This window comes from Flavobacterium chungangensis, from assembly GCF_042654045.1.
GTDB classification, from domain to species: Bacteria; Bacteroidota; Bacteroidia; order Flavobacteriales; family Flavobacteriaceae; genus Flavobacterium; species Flavobacterium chungangensis.
In genome coordinates, this window is record NZ_JBHSFY010000016.1 from 32,581 (window position 1) to 48,184 (window position 15,604).

Sequence of the window (15,604 nt, forward strand, 5' to 3'; positions counted from 1 at the left end):
AATGCTATTAAATACTGTTTTTTATTATTCTGCCCAATTTTTCCAAATCAGAATCTACGCGTTCATTCCATTCTAAAACATACGTTAATCTCATGCAGTTGTTGTATTGATTGTACTGCGAAAAAATTCTTCCCGGTGCAAAGACGATTTTTTGGGCTAGGGCAGTGTTGTATAATTCTGTTGTAGAAATTCTTTCGTCTAATTCCAGCCATAACATAAAACCGCCTTTTGGTTGTGCTATTTTAGTGTTGTCCGGGAAATAAGATTCTACAGCTCGGTTAATTTGGAGATAATTCGCATAAAGCTTATTTCTAAATGTTCTAAGATGATGATCGTAACGACCGTGTTCTAAGAAATCTGCAATGACATCTGAATATAAAGAAGAATTGCAAACCGTCTGAACCAGTTTTTGTCGAATAATTTTATCTTTAAATTTCCCAGGCGCAATCCAGCCAACACGATAGCCTGGCGCAAGAGTTTTAGAAACAGATCCGATCCACAAAACCAAACCAGCCTCATCATAAAATTTGCAAGGTTTTGGGCGCTCTGAACCAAAGTAAAGATTGCCGTAAATATCATCTTCAATTAACGGAATGTTGTATTGAGTAATTAGCCGTACCAATTCCCGTTTGTTTTCGTCAGGCATTTGAAAACCCATAGGATTATTGAAATTAGTAACAAAACAACAGGCCTTAATCTCAGGCAGTACTTTTTTCAAGGCATCAAGATCTAATCCATACAATGGGTGGGTCGGAATTTCAACCGCTTTTAGACCTAATGCTTTAATTGCTTGAAGTATTCCAAAATAGGCTGGACTTTCTACCGCAACGCTATCTCCAGGAGACGTCACGGCCATAAGGGCATTGTACATGGCATGCATAGCTCCGGAGGTAATCACAAGATCGTCTTCCGTAATTTTTCCTTCCATAACCAATGCCCATTTGGCTATGGCTCGTCGAAGTTCTTCAGATCCTTGAACAGGTTCGTAGGCGGTGCCTGCATCGCCTCTATTGCGAACAGCATTGATAATTCCTTTGTTAAGTTTAGCAACAGGAAGGAAATTCTTTCCGGGTAATCCGAGTGCAAATTGTGTTACATCTGATTTATTGATTGTGCTGAAAACTCTATCAATTAAATCTTCGGGTGTGTTTTCTTTTTCATGGTTGTCTATACTTGCGATTGTAGGAAGTGCAGTGGTACGCTGCGAACTTTTACTCACATAATATCCCGTTTTTGGGCGAGATTCTATAAGCGAACGGCTCTCCAATTCCAAATACGCTTGTTTAATGGTATTTAAACTAACATTATACAGCTTTTGTGCACTTCTAACAGAAGGCAGTTTGTCGCCAAGCGAAAGAGTCTCATTGTGAATTTGATCCTCAATAATTTTGGCAATTTTAAAATATAATGTTTCGTGATTTTTCATTTTTTCTTTTCCGTTAAGCGCCTAAAAGCTCAGGCAGTGAACAAAATGTTCTGTGCTTTGTCTTAATTGTTCGGCGTTATTGAAATTTGCGTTTCTCTTTTTCTTTAGAAAATTCTCAATGTATTCATTAAATATTGTTCTGTCTTCATTACTCAAACTTCCGTCATCATAAATTTGAAATATGATTTCGTTCTTTTCATCCAATAGTAAACTAGCAAACGAATTAATTTTATTGTCTTTTTCGCAAAGAAGAAAAGGGATTCCAAAAAGCATTTTATCTTCAGCTTTCACATTACTATTTTTATTGAAGATGTCTTGTAAAATCTCCATGTCAAATATATATACCTCTCTAAAAGTTATTTTTTTCTGTATTGTTGCTTTAGATTCCATATCTTTTTTTAGCGAAATTAATGCTATTTTAGATTTGGGTACAGATACAGAAAATGCTTTTTTTGGGGATACAGATTAAAAGTAATGTTTTTATTCGAGTCGGTAAAAACTGAGGAAGACTTTTTATAGTAGGAGGAATTAATTGGGAATTACAGTTGGATTTGAAGTTATTTTATCCATCCTGTTTTTCTTCTCCATTCAAGTGCTTCTTGTTTTCGTTTTTCGAAATCTTCGGGAGGTAATTGATTTTCTAGTATTGTTCGATTTCGAATAAGTTCGGTTTGTTCTTCTAGAGAGTTGAGTCCGATAGATTGTCTTCTTTGATTTACCATTTTTAAGTCATCGAATAAATTTGGACTTAAATTTCCTTTTTCATTCCAATCAAATTGGGTTCCGTAAAGTTGTGGATTTCCTTCCAAGACGGCTATTCTGTCTGTTAAATAGGCAAGATTAATAGGGTCTGCTTGATTTTCTTTGACTGCATTATGCAATTGCTCTGCACATCGTTTCATGAAATCTGGAGATCCAATAGAATGTTGTATGATTAGCCAAGCAGCTTCGCTGGCTTCTTTCCCAACTTTATCAATCGTCGGATAACCGATTGTATTTATGATTTCATCTAAGATTATTGCATTTTGTTTATGCAACTTTTCCATTTCTTCATCATATCCTTCAAAAAGTTTTTTGTTTTCAATAAGCTTGTTTCTCAATTTGAGATCAGCATTTTTCAACTCAATTATTCTTTCAGAAATGATTTTGTTATCCATTTGAGATTCGTTAAAAGAATTAACGGGAATTGGTTTTTAATTTAAAAAAGAGGGTCTCAGGATAAAATTAATTATCCTCCTTTTCCAAATCTGCAGCAGAAATCTGATCTAAGATGTTGGTTTGATTTGGCGAAATGTAGTTTTTGTTTTCGCTAATTTGCTCTTTCTTAAAAAGAAGATCAAGCGCATTGTAAAGTTTTAATAAAACATCTTTGTCTTCTTTGGCAATATCTAAAGCAGTATTGAAATTAAAAACATAATTATTAGAATTACGTACTTCTACTTTTATAGTTTTAGATGTGATCTTAAATTTTACTATGTCCATATGTTATAAATTACCTCTGCAAAATAACTATTTTAATGGCAGTTTTTATGCTTATTTTTTGATTTTTTAATTACAAAGAATTTTTATTTTCTTCTTTCAATTTCAGAAGTACGTCCATTGCTTTCAGAGCGTCATTTTCATCAACAAATATATGGTCGTGTAAATAGGCGGCAACTACATTGCAACTAATATTGGCATTTCCTAGTGCCTGAGAAAACGCAGCGGTCAAACCCACAGCGGCTAAAGAAGAATGAACTTCTAAAGTAATCCAAGAAGCAATGTAAGAGAAATGAAGATTAAGTTCTTCTGCAAAATGTTTTTCTAATACTACAGTAATTCCTTCTTTTTCTTTAAATAGAAATAAAATCTTTGAAAAAGGAATCTGTTCTAGCGAATCTACTTTTGTAAAAACATATTTTCCTTCATTAAGGACAGGATTAAGATTCTCTAAAATGGTGTTTAAATTTATTTCGCCTTCCATAAAATTAGGAGTATTTTTTATTTAAAGATAATAAAAAACCCTTAAACATTTCTGTCTAAGGGTTTTACCTTTTAGTAGCGAGGACGGGAGTTGAACCCGTGACCTCAGGGTTATGAATCCTGCGCTCTAACCAACTGAGCTACCTCGCCTGGACTGCTATCATGAATTCCTGATTGCGGGTGCAAAGATATAAATATTATTAAAGCATACAAGCATAAAATGAAGAAAAAAAAATATTTTTAAAAATGCATTGTTTTTGGACATATATTCTTATATTTCGAAAAAAATTAAAGTAGCACATGGATTCAAAAATACGTTACGAAATAGAGTTTCCGATCAATTCTTCGCCGCAATTATTGTATCAATATATATCAACTCCGTCAGGTTTACAAGAATGGTTTGCTGACAATGTTAATTCAAGAGGTGAATTTTTTACCTTTATGTGGAATGATTCACAGGAAAAAGCGCGTCTGGCTTCAAAAAAATCTGGAGAAAAAGTAAAATTCAAATGGGTTGATGACAGCAGTAAAGATACTGAGTACTTTTTTGAACTTCATATTTTAGTCGATGAATTGACTAAAGATGTATCGCTTATGGTAGTCGATTTTGCCGACAAAGATGAATTAGGCGAAGCTAAACAATTGTGGGAGAATCAGATCTCAGATCTAAAACATCTTATAGGATCTGTTTAGCAAAAGTCTATTTTATACCTTATATTTGCCCTGAACAAAATTCAGGGTTTTTTTATGATTAATTTTAACGGAAATATAGCGCAGGAAGACAATATGTTAACTCTAAACCGCGCTTTTTTGTATGGTGACGGAATATTCGAAACAGTAAAAATTGTCAATGGGAAAATCTTGTTCCTTGAAGATCATTATTTTAGATTAATGGCTTCAATGCGTGTGGTTAGAATGATGATTCCGATGGATTTTACAATGGAGTATTTTGAAGAGCAGATTCTTAGTTTGGTAAAAGAAGAAGGAATTGAGGCTTCAGCACGAGCAAGAATTACCGTTTTTAGAAACGATGGTGGTTTATATCTTCCAAAAAGTAATGGTATTTCATTCTTAATCAACGCTATTTCTCTTGGAAATAAAGCGTACAGTATAAATGCAAACGAATACGAAGTAGATTTGTATAAAGACTTCTATGTGACAAAACAATTATTATCTTCTCTTAAAACGACAAATAAGATAATTAATATTACAGGAAGTATTTACGCGAGTGAAAATGACTTGGCCAATTGCATTTTACTGAATGATAGTAAAAATGTTGTAGAAGCACTTCAGGGAAATATTTTTATGGTAATGGGCAACAAGCTTATTACGCCTCCGGTTTCAGAAGGTGCTTTAAACGGAATTATGCGTAAGCAGATTTTAGCTCTAGCTAAAAAAATAGAAGGTATAGAAGTATCAGAAGAAATAATTTCGCCGTTTGATCTTCAAAAAGCAGACGAATTATTTCTAACTAATGTAATCATGGGAATACAGCCGATAACTAAATATCGAAAAAAGGAGTTTACAACAAATCTGGCTCATTTATTAGTGCAGCGACTAAATGAATCCATCTCTGAAAATTAATTCAGATATGGATTTTCAGGTGCGTTAGACCAAATAAGATAATCGCCGCCAAGCTCAATAATCTGCTCTTTCCAAAAATGGGTAGTAGATTTTCCGATAATTTTATTTTTGTAATTATTATCAGCAATAATCCAAGAGTTTCCCTGCATTTCATTCTCAAGCTGATTTTCTTCCCAACCAGTATAACCTAAGAAAAAACGAATATTATTTTTACTAATAGATCCGTTGTTTATTAAGTCTTTGGTTGACTCAAAATCGCCACCCCAATAAATCCCGTTTGAAATCTCAACACTATTTGGGATTAACTCAGGAATATTGTGAATAAAATAAAGGTTGTCTTGTTCTACAGGGCCGCCGTTATATATCTTAAAGTTAGCATCAATTTCAGGAATCAAGTCATTAATAGTATATTTTAATGGCTTGTTAATTATAAAACCAATTGATCCTTCTTTGTTATGGTCTGCTAATAAAATTACCGATCTATTAAAAGATAAATCTCCAATTATTGAAGGCTCGGCAATAAGCAGGTGTCCTTTTTTTAATTTTTCTGAAATCATACGGTTACAATTTTTATTAAATTTAATCATAAAAAAATTAAAATCACAAAAAAAATCGTTAAACCGCATAAAAAAACCTTCCAGAAGGAAGGTTTTAATTATATTATAAGTTTAGAGAACTTTCTTACTTAGTTCACTGCACCTTCTAATTCAGCACCAGCTTTAAATTTTACAACGTTTTTAGCTGCGATTTTGATAGTTTTTCCTGTTTGAGGGTTTCTACCGTCTCTAGCAGCTCTTGAAGATACTGACCATGATCCGAAACCTACTAATGAAACTCTTCCACCTTTTTTCAAAGTAGTTCCTACATTACCTAAAAAAGACTCTAAAGCTAATTTCGCCGCAGCTTTTGTAATTCCTGCATCAGCAGCGATAGCATCGATTAATTCTGATTTGTTCATAATAATTAGTTATTAATTGTTGGTTAAAAAAAATTGTTAATACACAAATTTAGTAGGAAATCCGTTGCGTGCAAGTGTTTTCTTTATTTTTAGCAAAAATTGTTAATAACTTGCTTTTTTTGTTCATAAAGAGTGTTGTTCATCGATGAAAAACAGGTACAAACCCCTGTTTTACTGACCTTAATACACTTTTGCAACTTCTGAAAAACTCACTCCATTTAATAATTCTGAAGCAAGCATTCTCTTTTTTCCTGGAAATTGTAGACTTAATAACTGAATAAAGCCCTCTTTTATTGCAATCTTAATTTCTTTTTTAGTGCTAATAAGCTTTCCAATCTCATAAGAGTGTGATTCTGAGACTAGTTTGGCTTCGTAAATTTTGATGTTTAATTCTTCATTTTGATCTTTTAAAAAACACCAAGATGCAGGATACGGACTTAATCCTCGAATTAAGTTATTAATTTCTGCCCCAGATTTTGTCCAGTCAATTTTGCAGTTTTCTTTATTTAATTTATAAGCCGTTTTAATATCGTCGTTGTCTTCTTGGATTGTTGTGGTAACATTTCCACTTTCAATAACTTTTAAAGTGTCAATTACAGTGGTACTTCCTAGTTTCATTAAACGATCGTGCAATTGTCCAGCCGTTTCTTCTGGCTCAATATTGATTTCAGAATTTAAAATCATGGCACCGGTATCAATTTTATCATCAATAAAGAAAGTCGTAACACCAGTTTTAGTTTCGCCATTAATAATAGCCCAGTTAATAGGAGCAGCCCCACGATAATTTGGCAATAAAGAAGCATGAAGATTAAAAGTTCCTAAACTTGGCATTTCCCAAACTACTTTTGGCAGCATTCTAAAAGCAACTACAATTTGTAAATTGGCATTTAAAGCTTTTAATTCAGCTAAGAAACTCTCGTCTTTTAAATTGGTTGGCTGCAATAAAGTAAGGTTGTTGGCAAGTGCATATTCTTTAACAGCCGAATATTTAATTTTTTGTCCGCGTCCTGCTGGTTTATCTGCAGCAGTAATTACGCCAACAACATCATAGTTATTTTTAATAATGGTGTCCAAAATGCCAACGGCAAATTCTGGTGTTCCCATAAATATAATTTTCAATTTCTCCATTATGATTTTAAAGTGTATTTATTATTCGCTTGTATAATGATATGATTGTTTTCGAGTAATTCCTGAAGAACAGACAAAATGTCTTTTGTATCCATTTTTATCTGATTTTCTATTTCTCTCGAAGTCAGAGAAGCGGTTCTGAGTAAAGATAAAATCTTGTCTGCAATGGAATCGGCTTCGGTAATTTTTCCTTTTAGTGTAATGCAGTACGAACAAATGCCGCAGTTTTCTTTTGTTTCTTCTCCAAAATAATCTAACACTAATCTGTTTTTGCAGGTTTTATTGTCCTTTATATAATGAAGAACCGATAAAAGTTGTTCTTTTTTTACTTCATTCTGTTTTTCTAAATATTTCGAAACTCTATTTATAGTATGGTCATCTTCTCGGACTTCATTAAATAAAATTGTAGCATCGTTATTTTTAGATTTATATTCAATAATTTCTTTTTCTTTTAATTTTTCTAAAACAGCAAGAACCTGTTCTTCAGAACGATTCGCTTTTTTAGCAATCAATCCCAGGTTTAAATTAGATTTTACCTCATAAACTCCTGGATAAGTTCTTAAAATCGCTAAAATGATTTCTTCTTCATTTGGATTTAAGCTCATGTATCGAATCACTTCTTTAGATTCAATCAAAAACTGAATATTGATTTTCTCTGAAAACTCCTGAGACATGGTAATAATTCCCTGCTGATTCAGAAACTGTAAAGCATTATAGGTTTTAAGAGTAGGGAAGTCATATTTGTTGCAAAAATGATTCAGTTTGAAAGAAAAAGTTTCGTCTAAACCTTCTCCGTAAGCAATCTGAAAGTAATTGCAAAGTTTGTTGTACATCGTTTTCAGAAACTTTTTGTCTGGCAAAATATTTAAAAATTGCTGCTCAGTCTGGATAGAATCTGAATTATTATATAAAAGTACCGAAAAGGCTTTTGCGCCATTTCGTCCTGCGCGTCCAGATTCTTGATAATAATTTTCTAAGTTTTCTGGAAGTTGCGTATGAATAACCGTTTTTACATTGTCTTTGTCAATTCCCATCCCGAAGGCATTCGTGGCAACAATAACTTGCGCCTGCTCAGACATCCACAACTGCATATTCTTGTCCTTTTCTTTAGATGAAAGTCCGCCGTGATAGTAAGTTGATGTAAAACCTAACGATTGCAATTGCGAAGACATGTTTAAACACCCTTTGCGATTTCGCACATATATAATAGAAGGCTGTGGATTCTTTTTAAGAATTTGTTCGGTTCTATATAGTTTATCTTCAACTTCAAAAACCATATAAGCGATATTTTTTCGCTCAAACGACTGCTGAAAATGTCGTGGATTTTTTAATTCTAACTGCGTTCTAATATCTTCAATAACTCTCGGAGTTGCTGTTGCAGTCAGAGCTAAAAACGGAATTTTCGGAAAGAACTTTTTCAATTCCGAAATTTTAAGATACGCAGGCCTAAAATCATGACCCCATTGCGAAACACAATGCGCTTCGTCAATAGCAATTAAATTGATAGGTAGGTTTTTAATGCGTTCCAGAATCCAATCCGATTGCAAGCGCTCTGGCGATAAGTAGAGAAATTTATAATTTCCGTATTGGCAATTGTCCAAAAGATCAATCAGTTCTTCCGTATGAATTCCGCCCGTAAGCGCAATCGCTTTGATGTCTCTTTTCTGCAGATTCATCACTTGGTCTTTCATTAAGGCAATCAAAGGCGAAATAACGAGACAGATTCCTTCTTGCATCATGGCCGGAACCTGAAAACAAATGGATTTTCCGCCGCCCGTAGGAAGTACGGCAAAAGTATCCTGTCCTTCAAGAACCGAATCGATAATTTCTTTTTGCAACGGTCTAAAACTGTCGTGTTTCCAGTATTTTAGAAGAATATCCTGTGCTCCGAGCATTGCTTTGGTTTTAAAGTTAAAAATTTAGAAAACAGTTTCTAGTTTTGCAACTTTAAACCATACCGCTAAATTTTGTCTAAGATATAAAGAATTCTGTTTTCAACTGTATCTTTAGGAACTTCAATCAGTTCGTAACCATATTTTTTGTAAGTTTCAACAAGGTGCTCTTGGATTTTTACTGCCTGATCAAAATTTTCATAACGTTCAGAATCACTTTGGTAAATTTCTTCCCAAGGCGGTAAAATAAAAGTTTTAGAATATTTATAATCTTCGCAAGCTTTAACGAAACTTTCGGGATATTCATCGCCAATATAATCCATATAAGCTACCACATCTGGAATTCCTCTGTCAATAAAAACCACATTGTCAGGTTCTTCAAGAGCATTTTTATATTGATCGATACGACCTTCCAATAGCATTTCGCTAAACAAAAGCGGCTGTTCTAGAAACAACTGCTCAATGCCTTGTTCTTGCGCTTTCATGGTAACCTGTCTAGAGATTTCTGGATAGCAGCAAAAGCCACGAGCTACCAATTCGTTAATAAGTGTTGATTTTCCAGTACCAGGTCCGCCAAGCAAGACTATAATTTCTTTTTGCACTATTCTAAAAATAAAGCGCAAATTTACCTAAACTTATTTATAATTAAAAAGAATATTTACTTGAAGCAAAAGATTTGGCATTTTTTCTAGTCATGGGTTCCTGCTGTCCGCTGCAATCTTTTGCTTTTTAAAGAAAAAAGCAAAAGGATTTCCGCTTCCATCAGGGCTAAAAAGGAGAGATGGTTTTGTTTTTGGAGTTATTTTATGAATATAATTTTACGAAACAAAAAAGTCCCAGAGGGACGACATATTTATAGAGAAAATAAGGATGTCATAGGTTAAAAAGCTCCGGAGGAGCGACATATTTATAGAAAACAGAATTGATTATTTGTTAAAAAGCCCCAGCGGGGCGACACATTTTGAATAATTTATATGCCGCTCCGCTGGAGCTTTTGATATGCGGGAAATTGAAATTTGCTATAAATATTTTGCTCCGCTGGAGCAATTTTTATTTGAATTGCCGTTGGTTTTAACCAACGGAATTTTACAGATTAGCGTTTCGGCTTTAGCCAAATATTTGCCACCATTTCTTTTTGTTCGCGGTCTCAATTATTCTGGGATTGAATTCTAATTCTTTTCCATCAAAATCAAGAATATATTCATTTGACTGAAAATCGCATAATCGAATTTTATCAGTTTCGATGTTGAAAGGATTTTTTCCATCAACACTTACCCAAATATCTCTTCCTCCGAAACGCCAAATAATCTCTCCTTCCTTTGTGATTCTGAAAATTTCTACTTCTCCATATATGATGAAATCATTTTCAAGCTTGTGAAAGCTAAAATTTGTGGCGAAATCAAATTCTTTATGCCAAATAAGCTCTAAGTTTGGGATTGAAAAACAATAAATTTTATTGCAGATTCGTATCCATATTTTATCATCTTCAATAATAAAAGAATCATCGGAGATTGTTGTTGCGCCCCCAAATTCATGTATTATTAAGCTTGAAATCTCAATTCCATGTTCTTTAATAATAATTCCGTGCTTGCTAACAGAATGAAATTCACTTTCTTCACAATAAACGGTCTGATATTGATGTAAGTTTTTGGTCGAATTCAGAGTATGATTTTCATCGTCAATAACTTCAATTTCAAAATTTTTATAATCAACTTTCATTGTCTTTATTTTAAGAATTACTCACAAAACAAATACTTCCCAGAACTTTCTCCGTTTTTAGAAGGAACAATCAAATGCGATTCAAACTTTTTGCCTTTCAAAACATCATTCACAAAATCTAAAACATATTGTTGTCCTTCGTGGAAAAGATAACCAGAGAATTCATGTCCGCCACCGCAGAAAGTAATCAGTTCGATGTCTTTATGTAAATCGTTCATTTGATTATAAACGGCATAAGAGCCAAAAAGAATCAACCAGCCAGAAGCATTTGTTGGGCAAGAACGATGTGAACCAGCAGCGTACGGAACAGTATCATCATTGCTTCCGTGCGCCAATAACATCGGAATTGCTTTTTCTTTTGTAATCAAATTAATATCCTGAATCGCTCCCGAACCTCCAATGAAACCTTTGTATTTAAAGTTTTTAGGGAGATTGCTTTTGTATAAATTCATTAATTTATAATCCCAGAACGAAGCATGAAAACCAATTTCTGCTCCAGCACTAATTCCAGAAATAAAGATTTTTGAAGTGTCAAGATTATATTTATCAGCATTCTCAACTAAGAAAGCTGTTGCCTGCCACATATCGCTTACGCCAATTTGGATTGCTTTTATTTTTTCGGTTAAAGTTCCTTTGCAACCAAAATCTTTTCCTTTCATATATAAACTGTACGAAATGCTGGCAACGGCATAACCGTTTTGAGCCATAAATTTTCCGAATTCTTTTTCGCTTGTTCGTTCTCCGCCAGAAAATCCTCCACCGAAAGCGAACATAATCAACGGAATTTTTTCGCCCGCTTTTTTCTTAGGCAGATATAAATCTAAATCCAGTTTTAAAGTGTCATTTTGGAAATAGGTTAAGGTTTTGACTTCTTGTGCTTGAATATTGTAAAAAGTGAAAAATGTAAAAAGTAAGAAGATGATTTTTTTCATTGTAATGTGTTTTAATATCGAAGAGTTTAAACGCAAACTTGTCATCCTGAGGAACGAAGGATCACACAAGTAGCTCCGCAGAGTAATTCTCCAATCTTTATCGAGTTTCTAGTGTGATCCTTCGTTCCTCAGGATGACAAAAGACAAACTCTATATGTTTGCGAACAATTTTTAAGCAGATTATTTCTCAAATATAAGCGTAAAATTTACAAAGAAATAATCTTCGATTGCTTTTTTCTCTGCACCTTTGCGCCTTTGTAACTTTGTCCCTTTAAAACAAAGTTTTAAGCCCAAAAAAAATCTAAAATCTAAACTCAAAAGTCTAAAATCAAAACCGTATATTTGCGTTTATTTTTAATTACGAATGGAGAACGATAAAGAAAAAAATACAGCCGAATTTTACGAAAGATTAAAAGTGGAGCTTGATAACGCAAACACTTGGCCAGCAGAATATTTGTACAAATTTATTGTGCCTTCTGTAGCAGATAATGTAGAGCGTGTTGAAAAAGCTTTCGATAGAATGGGAGCGGTGATTAAAACAACAAAATCAAAAACTGGTAAATTTACCAGCGTTTCTGTAGATGTTACTATGCACAGCTCAGATGATGTAATCAGTAAATACAAAGAAGTTTCTACAATAGAAGGTATAGTTTCATTATAAACTTATGATCGAAAAATATAAAAGAGAAGCCGCAAGTGACGTTGTTTTCAATTTAGAATACAATTCTGAAAGACTGCGTTTAATTATTCCGGAGTACGGTCGTCATTTGCAAAAATTGATTGATCAGGCAACTGCAATCGAAGATGATGAAACGCGCAATAAAGCCGCAAAATATATCATTCAGGTTATGGGAAGTCTGAATCCGCATTTGCGCGATGTTCCAGATTTTCAACATAAACTTTGGGATCAGCTTTTTATTATGTCTGATTTTAAATTGAATGTAGAATCGCCATATCCGATTCCATCAAGAGATGTTTTGCAACTCAAACCGGAGATTTTACAATATCCTCAGAATTTCCCGAAATATAGATTTTATGGAAACAACATTAAGTACATGATTGATGTTGCTAATAAATGGGAAGAAGGCGAAATGAAAACTGCTTTGGTGATGGTAATTGCGAATCACATGAAAAAATCGTTTTTGAGCTGGAACAAAGACACTGTAAAAGACGATGTGATTTTTGAGCATTTATTTGAATTATCGGGAGGTAAAATCAACTTATTGCACAGTACTGAAGAACTGTTAAACACTACAGATTTAATGCGTACCAATAAACGCATGTCTAATAAAACAGCTTCTGGTATACAGCCGAAAACTCAGAATAACAAAAACAATAATAAAGGCGGTCAAAAAAAGACATTTCAAAAAAATAATAATCAAAAGTAAAAAAAAGCTACTAAGAGGCTAAGCCCCTAAGTTGCTAAGTTTTTTTACTTAGATGCTTGAAAAATAAACAAAAACAAAAATAAAAAAAGCTGCTAAGCTACTAAGCTACTAAGTTGCTGAGTTTTTTTACTTAGAATCTTAGAATCTCAGAATCTTAGAAACTTTGAAAGAACCTAAAAGAAATCTATGGGAATTTTTAAAATCGAAGGAGGAACTCCTTTAAAAGGAGAAATCACTCCACAAGGAGCAAAGAATGAGGCATTACAAATTTTATGTGCCGTGCTTCTAACAGGAGAGAAAGTAAAAATTAATAACATTCCTGATATTATAGATATCAATAAATTAATCACTTTGTTGGGTAATTTAGGGGTAAAAATTCAACGTAACGAACCAGGTTCAATTACTTTTCAAGCTGACGAAGTTAATGTTGGATATTTAGAAACTGAAGCTTTCAAAAAAGAAGGAGGAGCGCTTCGTGGTTCTATTATGATTGTTGGTCCGCTTTTAGCTCGTTTCGGAAAAGGATATATTCCAAAACCAGGAGGAGATAAAATTGGTCGTCGTAGATTAGATACACACTTTGAAGGTTTTATTAACCTTGGAGCAAAATTCAGATATAATAGAGAAGATCATTTTTATGGGGTAGAATCTCCAAAAGAGGGATTAACTGGAACAGATATGCTTTTAGACGAAGCTTCTGTAACTGGAACTGCAAACATTGTAATGGCAGCAGTTTTAGCAAAAGGAACAACTACAGTTTACAACGCTGCTTGTGAGCCATACTTGCAGCAATTGTGTAAAATGCTGAACTCTATGGGAGCAAAAATCACAGGAGTTGGGTCTAACTTATTGACTATCGAAGGTGTTGAAAGCCTTGGTGGTTGCGAGCACAGAATTTTACCAGATATGATCGAAATTGGTTCTTGGATTGGTCTTGCAGCTATGACAAAAAGTGAAATCACGATCAAAAATGTAAGCTGGGAAAACTTAGGTTTGATTCCGAATACTTTCAGAAAATTAGGTATCACGATCGAAAAACGTAACGACGATATTTACATTCCTGCTCACAAAGACGGATATGAAGTAAAAACAGATATCGATGGTTCTATCTTAACTATTGCTGATGCGCCATGGCCAGGATTTACGCCTGACTTATTAAGTATCGTTTTAGTTGTGGCAACACAAGCGAAAGGAGATGTTTTAATTCACCAAAAAATGTTCGAAAGCCGTTTGTTCTTCGTGGATAAACTAATTGATATGGGAGCAAAAATTATGTTATGTGATCCGCACAGAGCTGTGGTGATGGGGCATAATTTCGAATCTCAATTAAAAGCAACAACAATGTCTTCTCCTGATATTCGTGCAGGAATTTCATTATTGATTGCGGCGCTTTCTGCAAAAGGGACAAGTACGATCCAAAACATCGAGCAAATCGACCGTGGATACGAGCGTATTGACGAGCGTTTAAGAGCAATCGGCGCAAAAATCGTGAGAGCTTAAAAAATATTTGCCACGACACAAGCGAAAGCGAACTGGCGAAGCAATTCACGAATTTTATTTTCAAAGATTATAAAAAATAATTCGTGAATTCGTGGCGAAAAAAAATAGTCTAAATGACAAATGAACAAAAAGCTATAAAAGCTACTATCTTTAGTATAGTTGGAAACACCTGCTTGGCCCTTGTAAAAGGTCTTGCAGGTTTTTTTGGCAATTCTTATGCCTTGATTGCAGATGCAATCGAATCGACGACAGATATCTTTGCGTCATTTTTGGTGCTGTTTGGAATTAAATATTCGAATAAACCAGCAGACGAAAATCATCCTTACGGTCATGGGCGCGCAGAACCTTTGATTACGTTTTTGGTTGTTGGATTTTTAATTACTTCAGCAACAATTATTGGTTACGAAAGTATTGCGAATATTGGGACTTCGCACGATTTGCCGAAATCATGGACTTTATATGTTTTAGGCGCAATTATTATCTGGAAAGAATACTCTTTCCGTTTGGTAATGAAACGAAGCAAACAAACAAATAGTTCATCTTTAGCGGCCGATGCTTGGCACCATAGAAGCGATGCGATTACTTCTGTAGCTGCTTTTATCGGAATTTCGATTGCCTTAATTATGGGTAAAGGTTACGAATCTGCAGATGATTGGGCTGCGCTTTTTGCAGCTTTTTTTATCTTATACAACAGTTATAAAATTTTCAGACCAGCACTTGGTGAAATTATGGATGAAAACTTAAACGACGACTTAGTAGAAGAAATTCGTGTTGTCGCTTTGACTGTTCCTGGAATTCTAGGAACCGAAAAATGTTTTATTCGTAAAGCAGGAATGCGTTATCATGTTGATCTTCATGCCATAGTTTCGGCAAAAATTTCAGTAAAAGAAGGACACGATTTATCTCATAAATTACAAGATACATTGAAAGAACAAATTCCGCAGTTAGGAAATGTTTTGATACATATAGAGCCGGATGATTATCACTCTTAAAGACGCTAAGGTTCTGAGATGCTAAGATTCTAAGGTTTTTTCTTTGTCAAAGTTTTAAACTTTGACAAAGATTAATTTAAAAATCTACTTAATTTACAATCTACTTAAAACCAGATTATAAAT

Annotated in this window: 18 protein-coding genes and 1 tRNA gene; 6 read left to right on the top strand and 13 right to left on the bottom strand. The window is 33.9% G+C overall.

Annotation, left to right across the window (positions count from 1 at the left end; all coding sequences use genetic code 11):
• Window positions 1–7: 7 nt before the first annotated feature.
• The 6 genes from ACFO3N_RS20885 to ACFO3N_RS20910 form a co-directional block, all read right to left on the bottom strand.
• A complete protein-coding gene (locus tag ACFO3N_RS20885) occupies window positions 8–1,426 on the bottom strand; it encodes an aminotransferase-like domain-containing protein (RefSeq protein ID WP_379800845.1) in 1,419 nt (472 codons plus the stop codon).
• A 21-nt stretch (window positions 1,427–1,447) separates the two neighbouring features.
• On the bottom strand, window positions 1,448–1,816 hold the full coding sequence (locus ACFO3N_RS20890; protein WP_379800846.1) for a hypothetical protein: 369 nt from the start codon (window positions 1,814–1,816) through the stop codon (window positions 1,448–1,450).
• A 167-nt stretch (window positions 1,817–1,983) separates the two neighbouring features.
• Window positions 1,984–2,583, bottom strand: coding sequence for a DUF6624 domain-containing protein (locus tag ACFO3N_RS20895; RefSeq protein WP_379800847.1), 600 nt, complete (start codon window positions 2,581–2,583; stop codon window positions 1,984–1,986).
• Window positions 2,584–2,650: 67 nt separating this feature from the next.
• Complete coding sequence (locus ACFO3N_RS20900; protein WP_248728084.1) at window positions 2,651–2,908, bottom strand: hypothetical protein; 258 nt, start codon at window positions 2,906–2,908, stop codon at window positions 2,651–2,653.
• A 70-nt stretch (window positions 2,909–2,978) separates the two neighbouring features.
• Entirely contained in the window at window positions 2,979–3,389 is a 411-nt protein-coding gene (locus tag ACFO3N_RS20905) for an ACT domain-containing protein (RefSeq protein WP_379800848.1), read from the bottom strand.
• 75 nt (window positions 3,390–3,464) lie between these two features.
• Window positions 3,465–3,538: transfer RNA gene (locus ACFO3N_RS20910), tRNA-Met, on the bottom strand.
• 150 nt (window positions 3,539–3,688) lie between these two features.
• On the opposite strand from ACFO3N_RS20910, the gene ACFO3N_RS20915 reads away from it, so the two are divergent.
• Both ACFO3N_RS20915 and ACFO3N_RS20920 read left to right on the top strand, forming a co-directional pair.
• Window positions 3,689–4,081: an START-like domain-containing protein gene (locus tag ACFO3N_RS20915; RefSeq protein WP_095929482.1), complete on the top strand. Its 393-nt coding sequence runs from the start codon at window positions 3,689–3,691 to the stop codon at window positions 4,079–4,081.
• A gap of 54 nt (window positions 4,082–4,135) precedes the next feature.
• Window positions 4,136–4,972, top strand: a complete 837-nt coding sequence (locus ACFO3N_RS20920) for an aminotransferase class IV (RefSeq protein ID WP_379800849.1) — start codon at window positions 4,136–4,138, stop codon at window positions 4,970–4,972.
• Here the strand turns inward: ACFO3N_RS20920 and ACFO3N_RS20925 are convergent.
• The 7 genes from ACFO3N_RS20925 to ACFO3N_RS20955 all read right to left on the bottom strand — a co-directional run bounded on the left by ACFO3N_RS20925 (window position 4,969) and on the right by ACFO3N_RS20955 (window position 11,601).
• Window positions 4,969–5,529 (bottom strand): YqgE/AlgH family protein, encoded by a 561-nt coding sequence (locus ACFO3N_RS20925; protein WP_008464759.1) that lies wholly within the window; start codon window positions 5,527–5,529, stop codon window positions 4,969–4,971. The two genes, ACFO3N_RS20920 and ACFO3N_RS20925, sit on opposite strands and share 4 nt — an antisense overlap.
• Window positions 5,530–5,657: 128 nt before the next feature.
• On the bottom strand, window positions 5,658–5,930 hold the full coding sequence (locus tag ACFO3N_RS20930) for an HU family DNA-binding protein (protein WP_008464760.1): 273 nt from the start codon (window positions 5,928–5,930) through the stop codon (window positions 5,658–5,660).
• 180 nt (window positions 5,931–6,110) lie between these two features.
• Window positions 6,111–7,058, bottom strand: coding sequence for a methionyl-tRNA formyltransferase (gene fmt / locus ACFO3N_RS20935; RefSeq protein ID WP_379800850.1), 948 nt, complete (start codon window positions 7,056–7,058; stop codon window positions 6,111–6,113).
• Window positions 7,058–8,953 (bottom strand): RecQ family ATP-dependent DNA helicase, encoded by a 1,896-nt coding sequence (locus ACFO3N_RS20940; RefSeq protein ID WP_379800851.1) that lies wholly within the window; start codon window positions 8,951–8,953, stop codon window positions 7,058–7,060. The genes fmt and ACFO3N_RS20940 overlap by 1 nt, the downstream gene beginning before the upstream one ends.
• Before the next feature lie 65 nt (window positions 8,954–9,018).
• Complete coding sequence (locus tag ACFO3N_RS20945) at window positions 9,019–9,552, bottom strand: AAA family ATPase (protein ID WP_250837272.1); 534 nt, start codon at window positions 9,550–9,552, stop codon at window positions 9,019–9,021.
• A 505-nt stretch (window positions 9,553–10,057) separates the two neighbouring features.
• A complete protein-coding gene (locus ACFO3N_RS20950; RefSeq protein WP_379800852.1) occupies window positions 10,058–10,669 on the bottom strand; it encodes a hypothetical protein in 612 nt (203 codons plus the stop codon).
• A gap of 17 nt (window positions 10,670–10,686) precedes the next feature.
• On the bottom strand, window positions 10,687–11,601 hold the full coding sequence (locus ACFO3N_RS20955; RefSeq protein ID WP_379800853.1) for an alpha/beta hydrolase family protein: 915 nt from the start codon (window positions 11,599–11,601) through the stop codon (window positions 10,687–10,689).
• A 364-nt stretch (window positions 11,602–11,965) separates the two neighbouring features.
• Between ACFO3N_RS20955 and ACFO3N_RS20960 the strand changes: the two genes are divergently transcribed.
• The 4 genes from ACFO3N_RS20960 to ACFO3N_RS20975 all read left to right on the top strand — a co-directional run bounded on the left by ACFO3N_RS20960 (window position 11,966) and on the right by ACFO3N_RS20975 (window position 15,481).
• A complete protein-coding gene (locus ACFO3N_RS20960; protein ID WP_066033683.1) occupies window positions 11,966–12,262 on the top strand; it encodes a DUF493 family protein in 297 nt (98 codons plus the stop codon).
• Window positions 12,263–12,266: 4 nt separating this feature from the next.
• Window positions 12,267–12,989 carry a DUF4290 domain-containing protein gene (locus ACFO3N_RS20965; RefSeq protein WP_379800854.1) on the top strand — a complete coding sequence of 241 codons (723 nt, stop codon included), beginning with the start codon at window positions 12,267–12,269 and terminating at the stop codon, window positions 12,987–12,989.
• A gap of 186 nt (window positions 12,990–13,175) precedes the next feature.
• Entirely contained in the window at window positions 13,176–14,489 is a 1,314-nt protein-coding gene (gene murA, locus ACFO3N_RS20970) for a UDP-N-acetylglucosamine 1-carboxyvinyltransferase (protein WP_095929490.1), read from the top strand.
• Between the two features lie 113 nt (window positions 14,490–14,602).
• Window positions 14,603–15,481 (top strand): cation diffusion facilitator family transporter, encoded by an 879-nt coding sequence (locus ACFO3N_RS20975; protein WP_379800855.1) that lies wholly within the window; start codon window positions 14,603–14,605, stop codon window positions 15,479–15,481.
• The last annotated feature ends 123 nt before the right edge of the window (window positions 15,482–15,604 follow it).

Bases quoted from the DNA above. Each gene is read 5' to 3' on its own strand.
- fmt (WP_379800850.1), bottom strand. From the start codon at position 7,058: ATGGAGAAATTGAAAATTATATTTATGGGAACACCAGAATTTGCCGTT.
- ACFO3N_RS20900 (WP_248728084.1), bottom strand. From the start codon at position 2,908: ATGGACATAGTAAAATTTAAGATCACATCTAAAACTATAAAAGTAGAA.
- ACFO3N_RS20885 (WP_379800845.1), bottom strand. From the start codon at position 1,426: ATGAAAAATCACGAAACATTATATTTTAAAATTGCCAAAATTATTGAG.
- ACFO3N_RS20940 (WP_379800851.1), bottom strand. From the start codon at position 8,953: ATGCTCGGAGCACAGGATATTCTTCTAAAATACTGGAAACACGACAGT.
- ACFO3N_RS20950 (WP_379800852.1), bottom strand. From the start codon at position 10,669: ATGAAAGTTGATTATAAAAATTTTGAAATTGAAGTTATTGACGATGAA.
- ACFO3N_RS20960 (WP_066033683.1), top strand. From the start codon at position 11,966: ATGGAGAACGATAAAGAAAAAAATACAGCCGAATTTTACGAAAGATTA.
- ACFO3N_RS20925 (WP_008464759.1), bottom strand. From the start codon at position 5,529: ATGATTTCAGAAAAATTAAAAAAAGGACACCTGCTTATTGCCGAGCCT.
- ACFO3N_RS20965 (WP_379800854.1), top strand. From the start codon at position 12,267: ATGATCGAAAAATATAAAAGAGAAGCCGCAAGTGACGTTGTTTTCAAT.
- ACFO3N_RS20895 (WP_379800847.1), bottom strand. From the start codon at position 2,583: ATGGATAACAAAATCATTTCTGAAAGAATAATTGAGTTGAAAAATGCT.
- ACFO3N_RS20975 (WP_379800855.1), top strand. From the start codon at position 14,603: ATGACAAATGAACAAAAAGCTATAAAAGCTACTATCTTTAGTATAGTT.
- ACFO3N_RS20930 (WP_008464760.1), bottom strand. From the start codon at position 5,930: ATGAACAAATCAGAATTAATCGATGCTATCGCTGCTGATGCAGGAATT.
- murA (WP_095929490.1), top strand. From the start codon at position 13,176: ATGGGAATTTTTAAAATCGAAGGAGGAACTCCTTTAAAAGGAGAAATC.
- ACFO3N_RS20905 (WP_379800848.1), bottom strand. From the start codon at position 3,389: ATGGAAGGCGAAATAAATTTAAACACCATTTTAGAGAATCTTAATCCT.
- ACFO3N_RS20890 (WP_379800846.1), bottom strand. From the start codon at position 1,816: ATGGAATCTAAAGCAACAATACAGAAAAAAATAACTTTTAGAGAGGTA.
- ACFO3N_RS20920 (WP_379800849.1), top strand. From the start codon at position 4,136: ATGATTAATTTTAACGGAAATATAGCGCAGGAAGACAATATGTTAACT.
- ACFO3N_RS20915 (WP_095929482.1), top strand. From the start codon at position 3,689: ATGGATTCAAAAATACGTTACGAAATAGAGTTTCCGATCAATTCTTCG.
- ACFO3N_RS20955 (WP_379800853.1), bottom strand. From the start codon at position 11,601: ATGAAAAAAATCATCTTCTTACTTTTTACATTTTTCACTTTTTACAAT.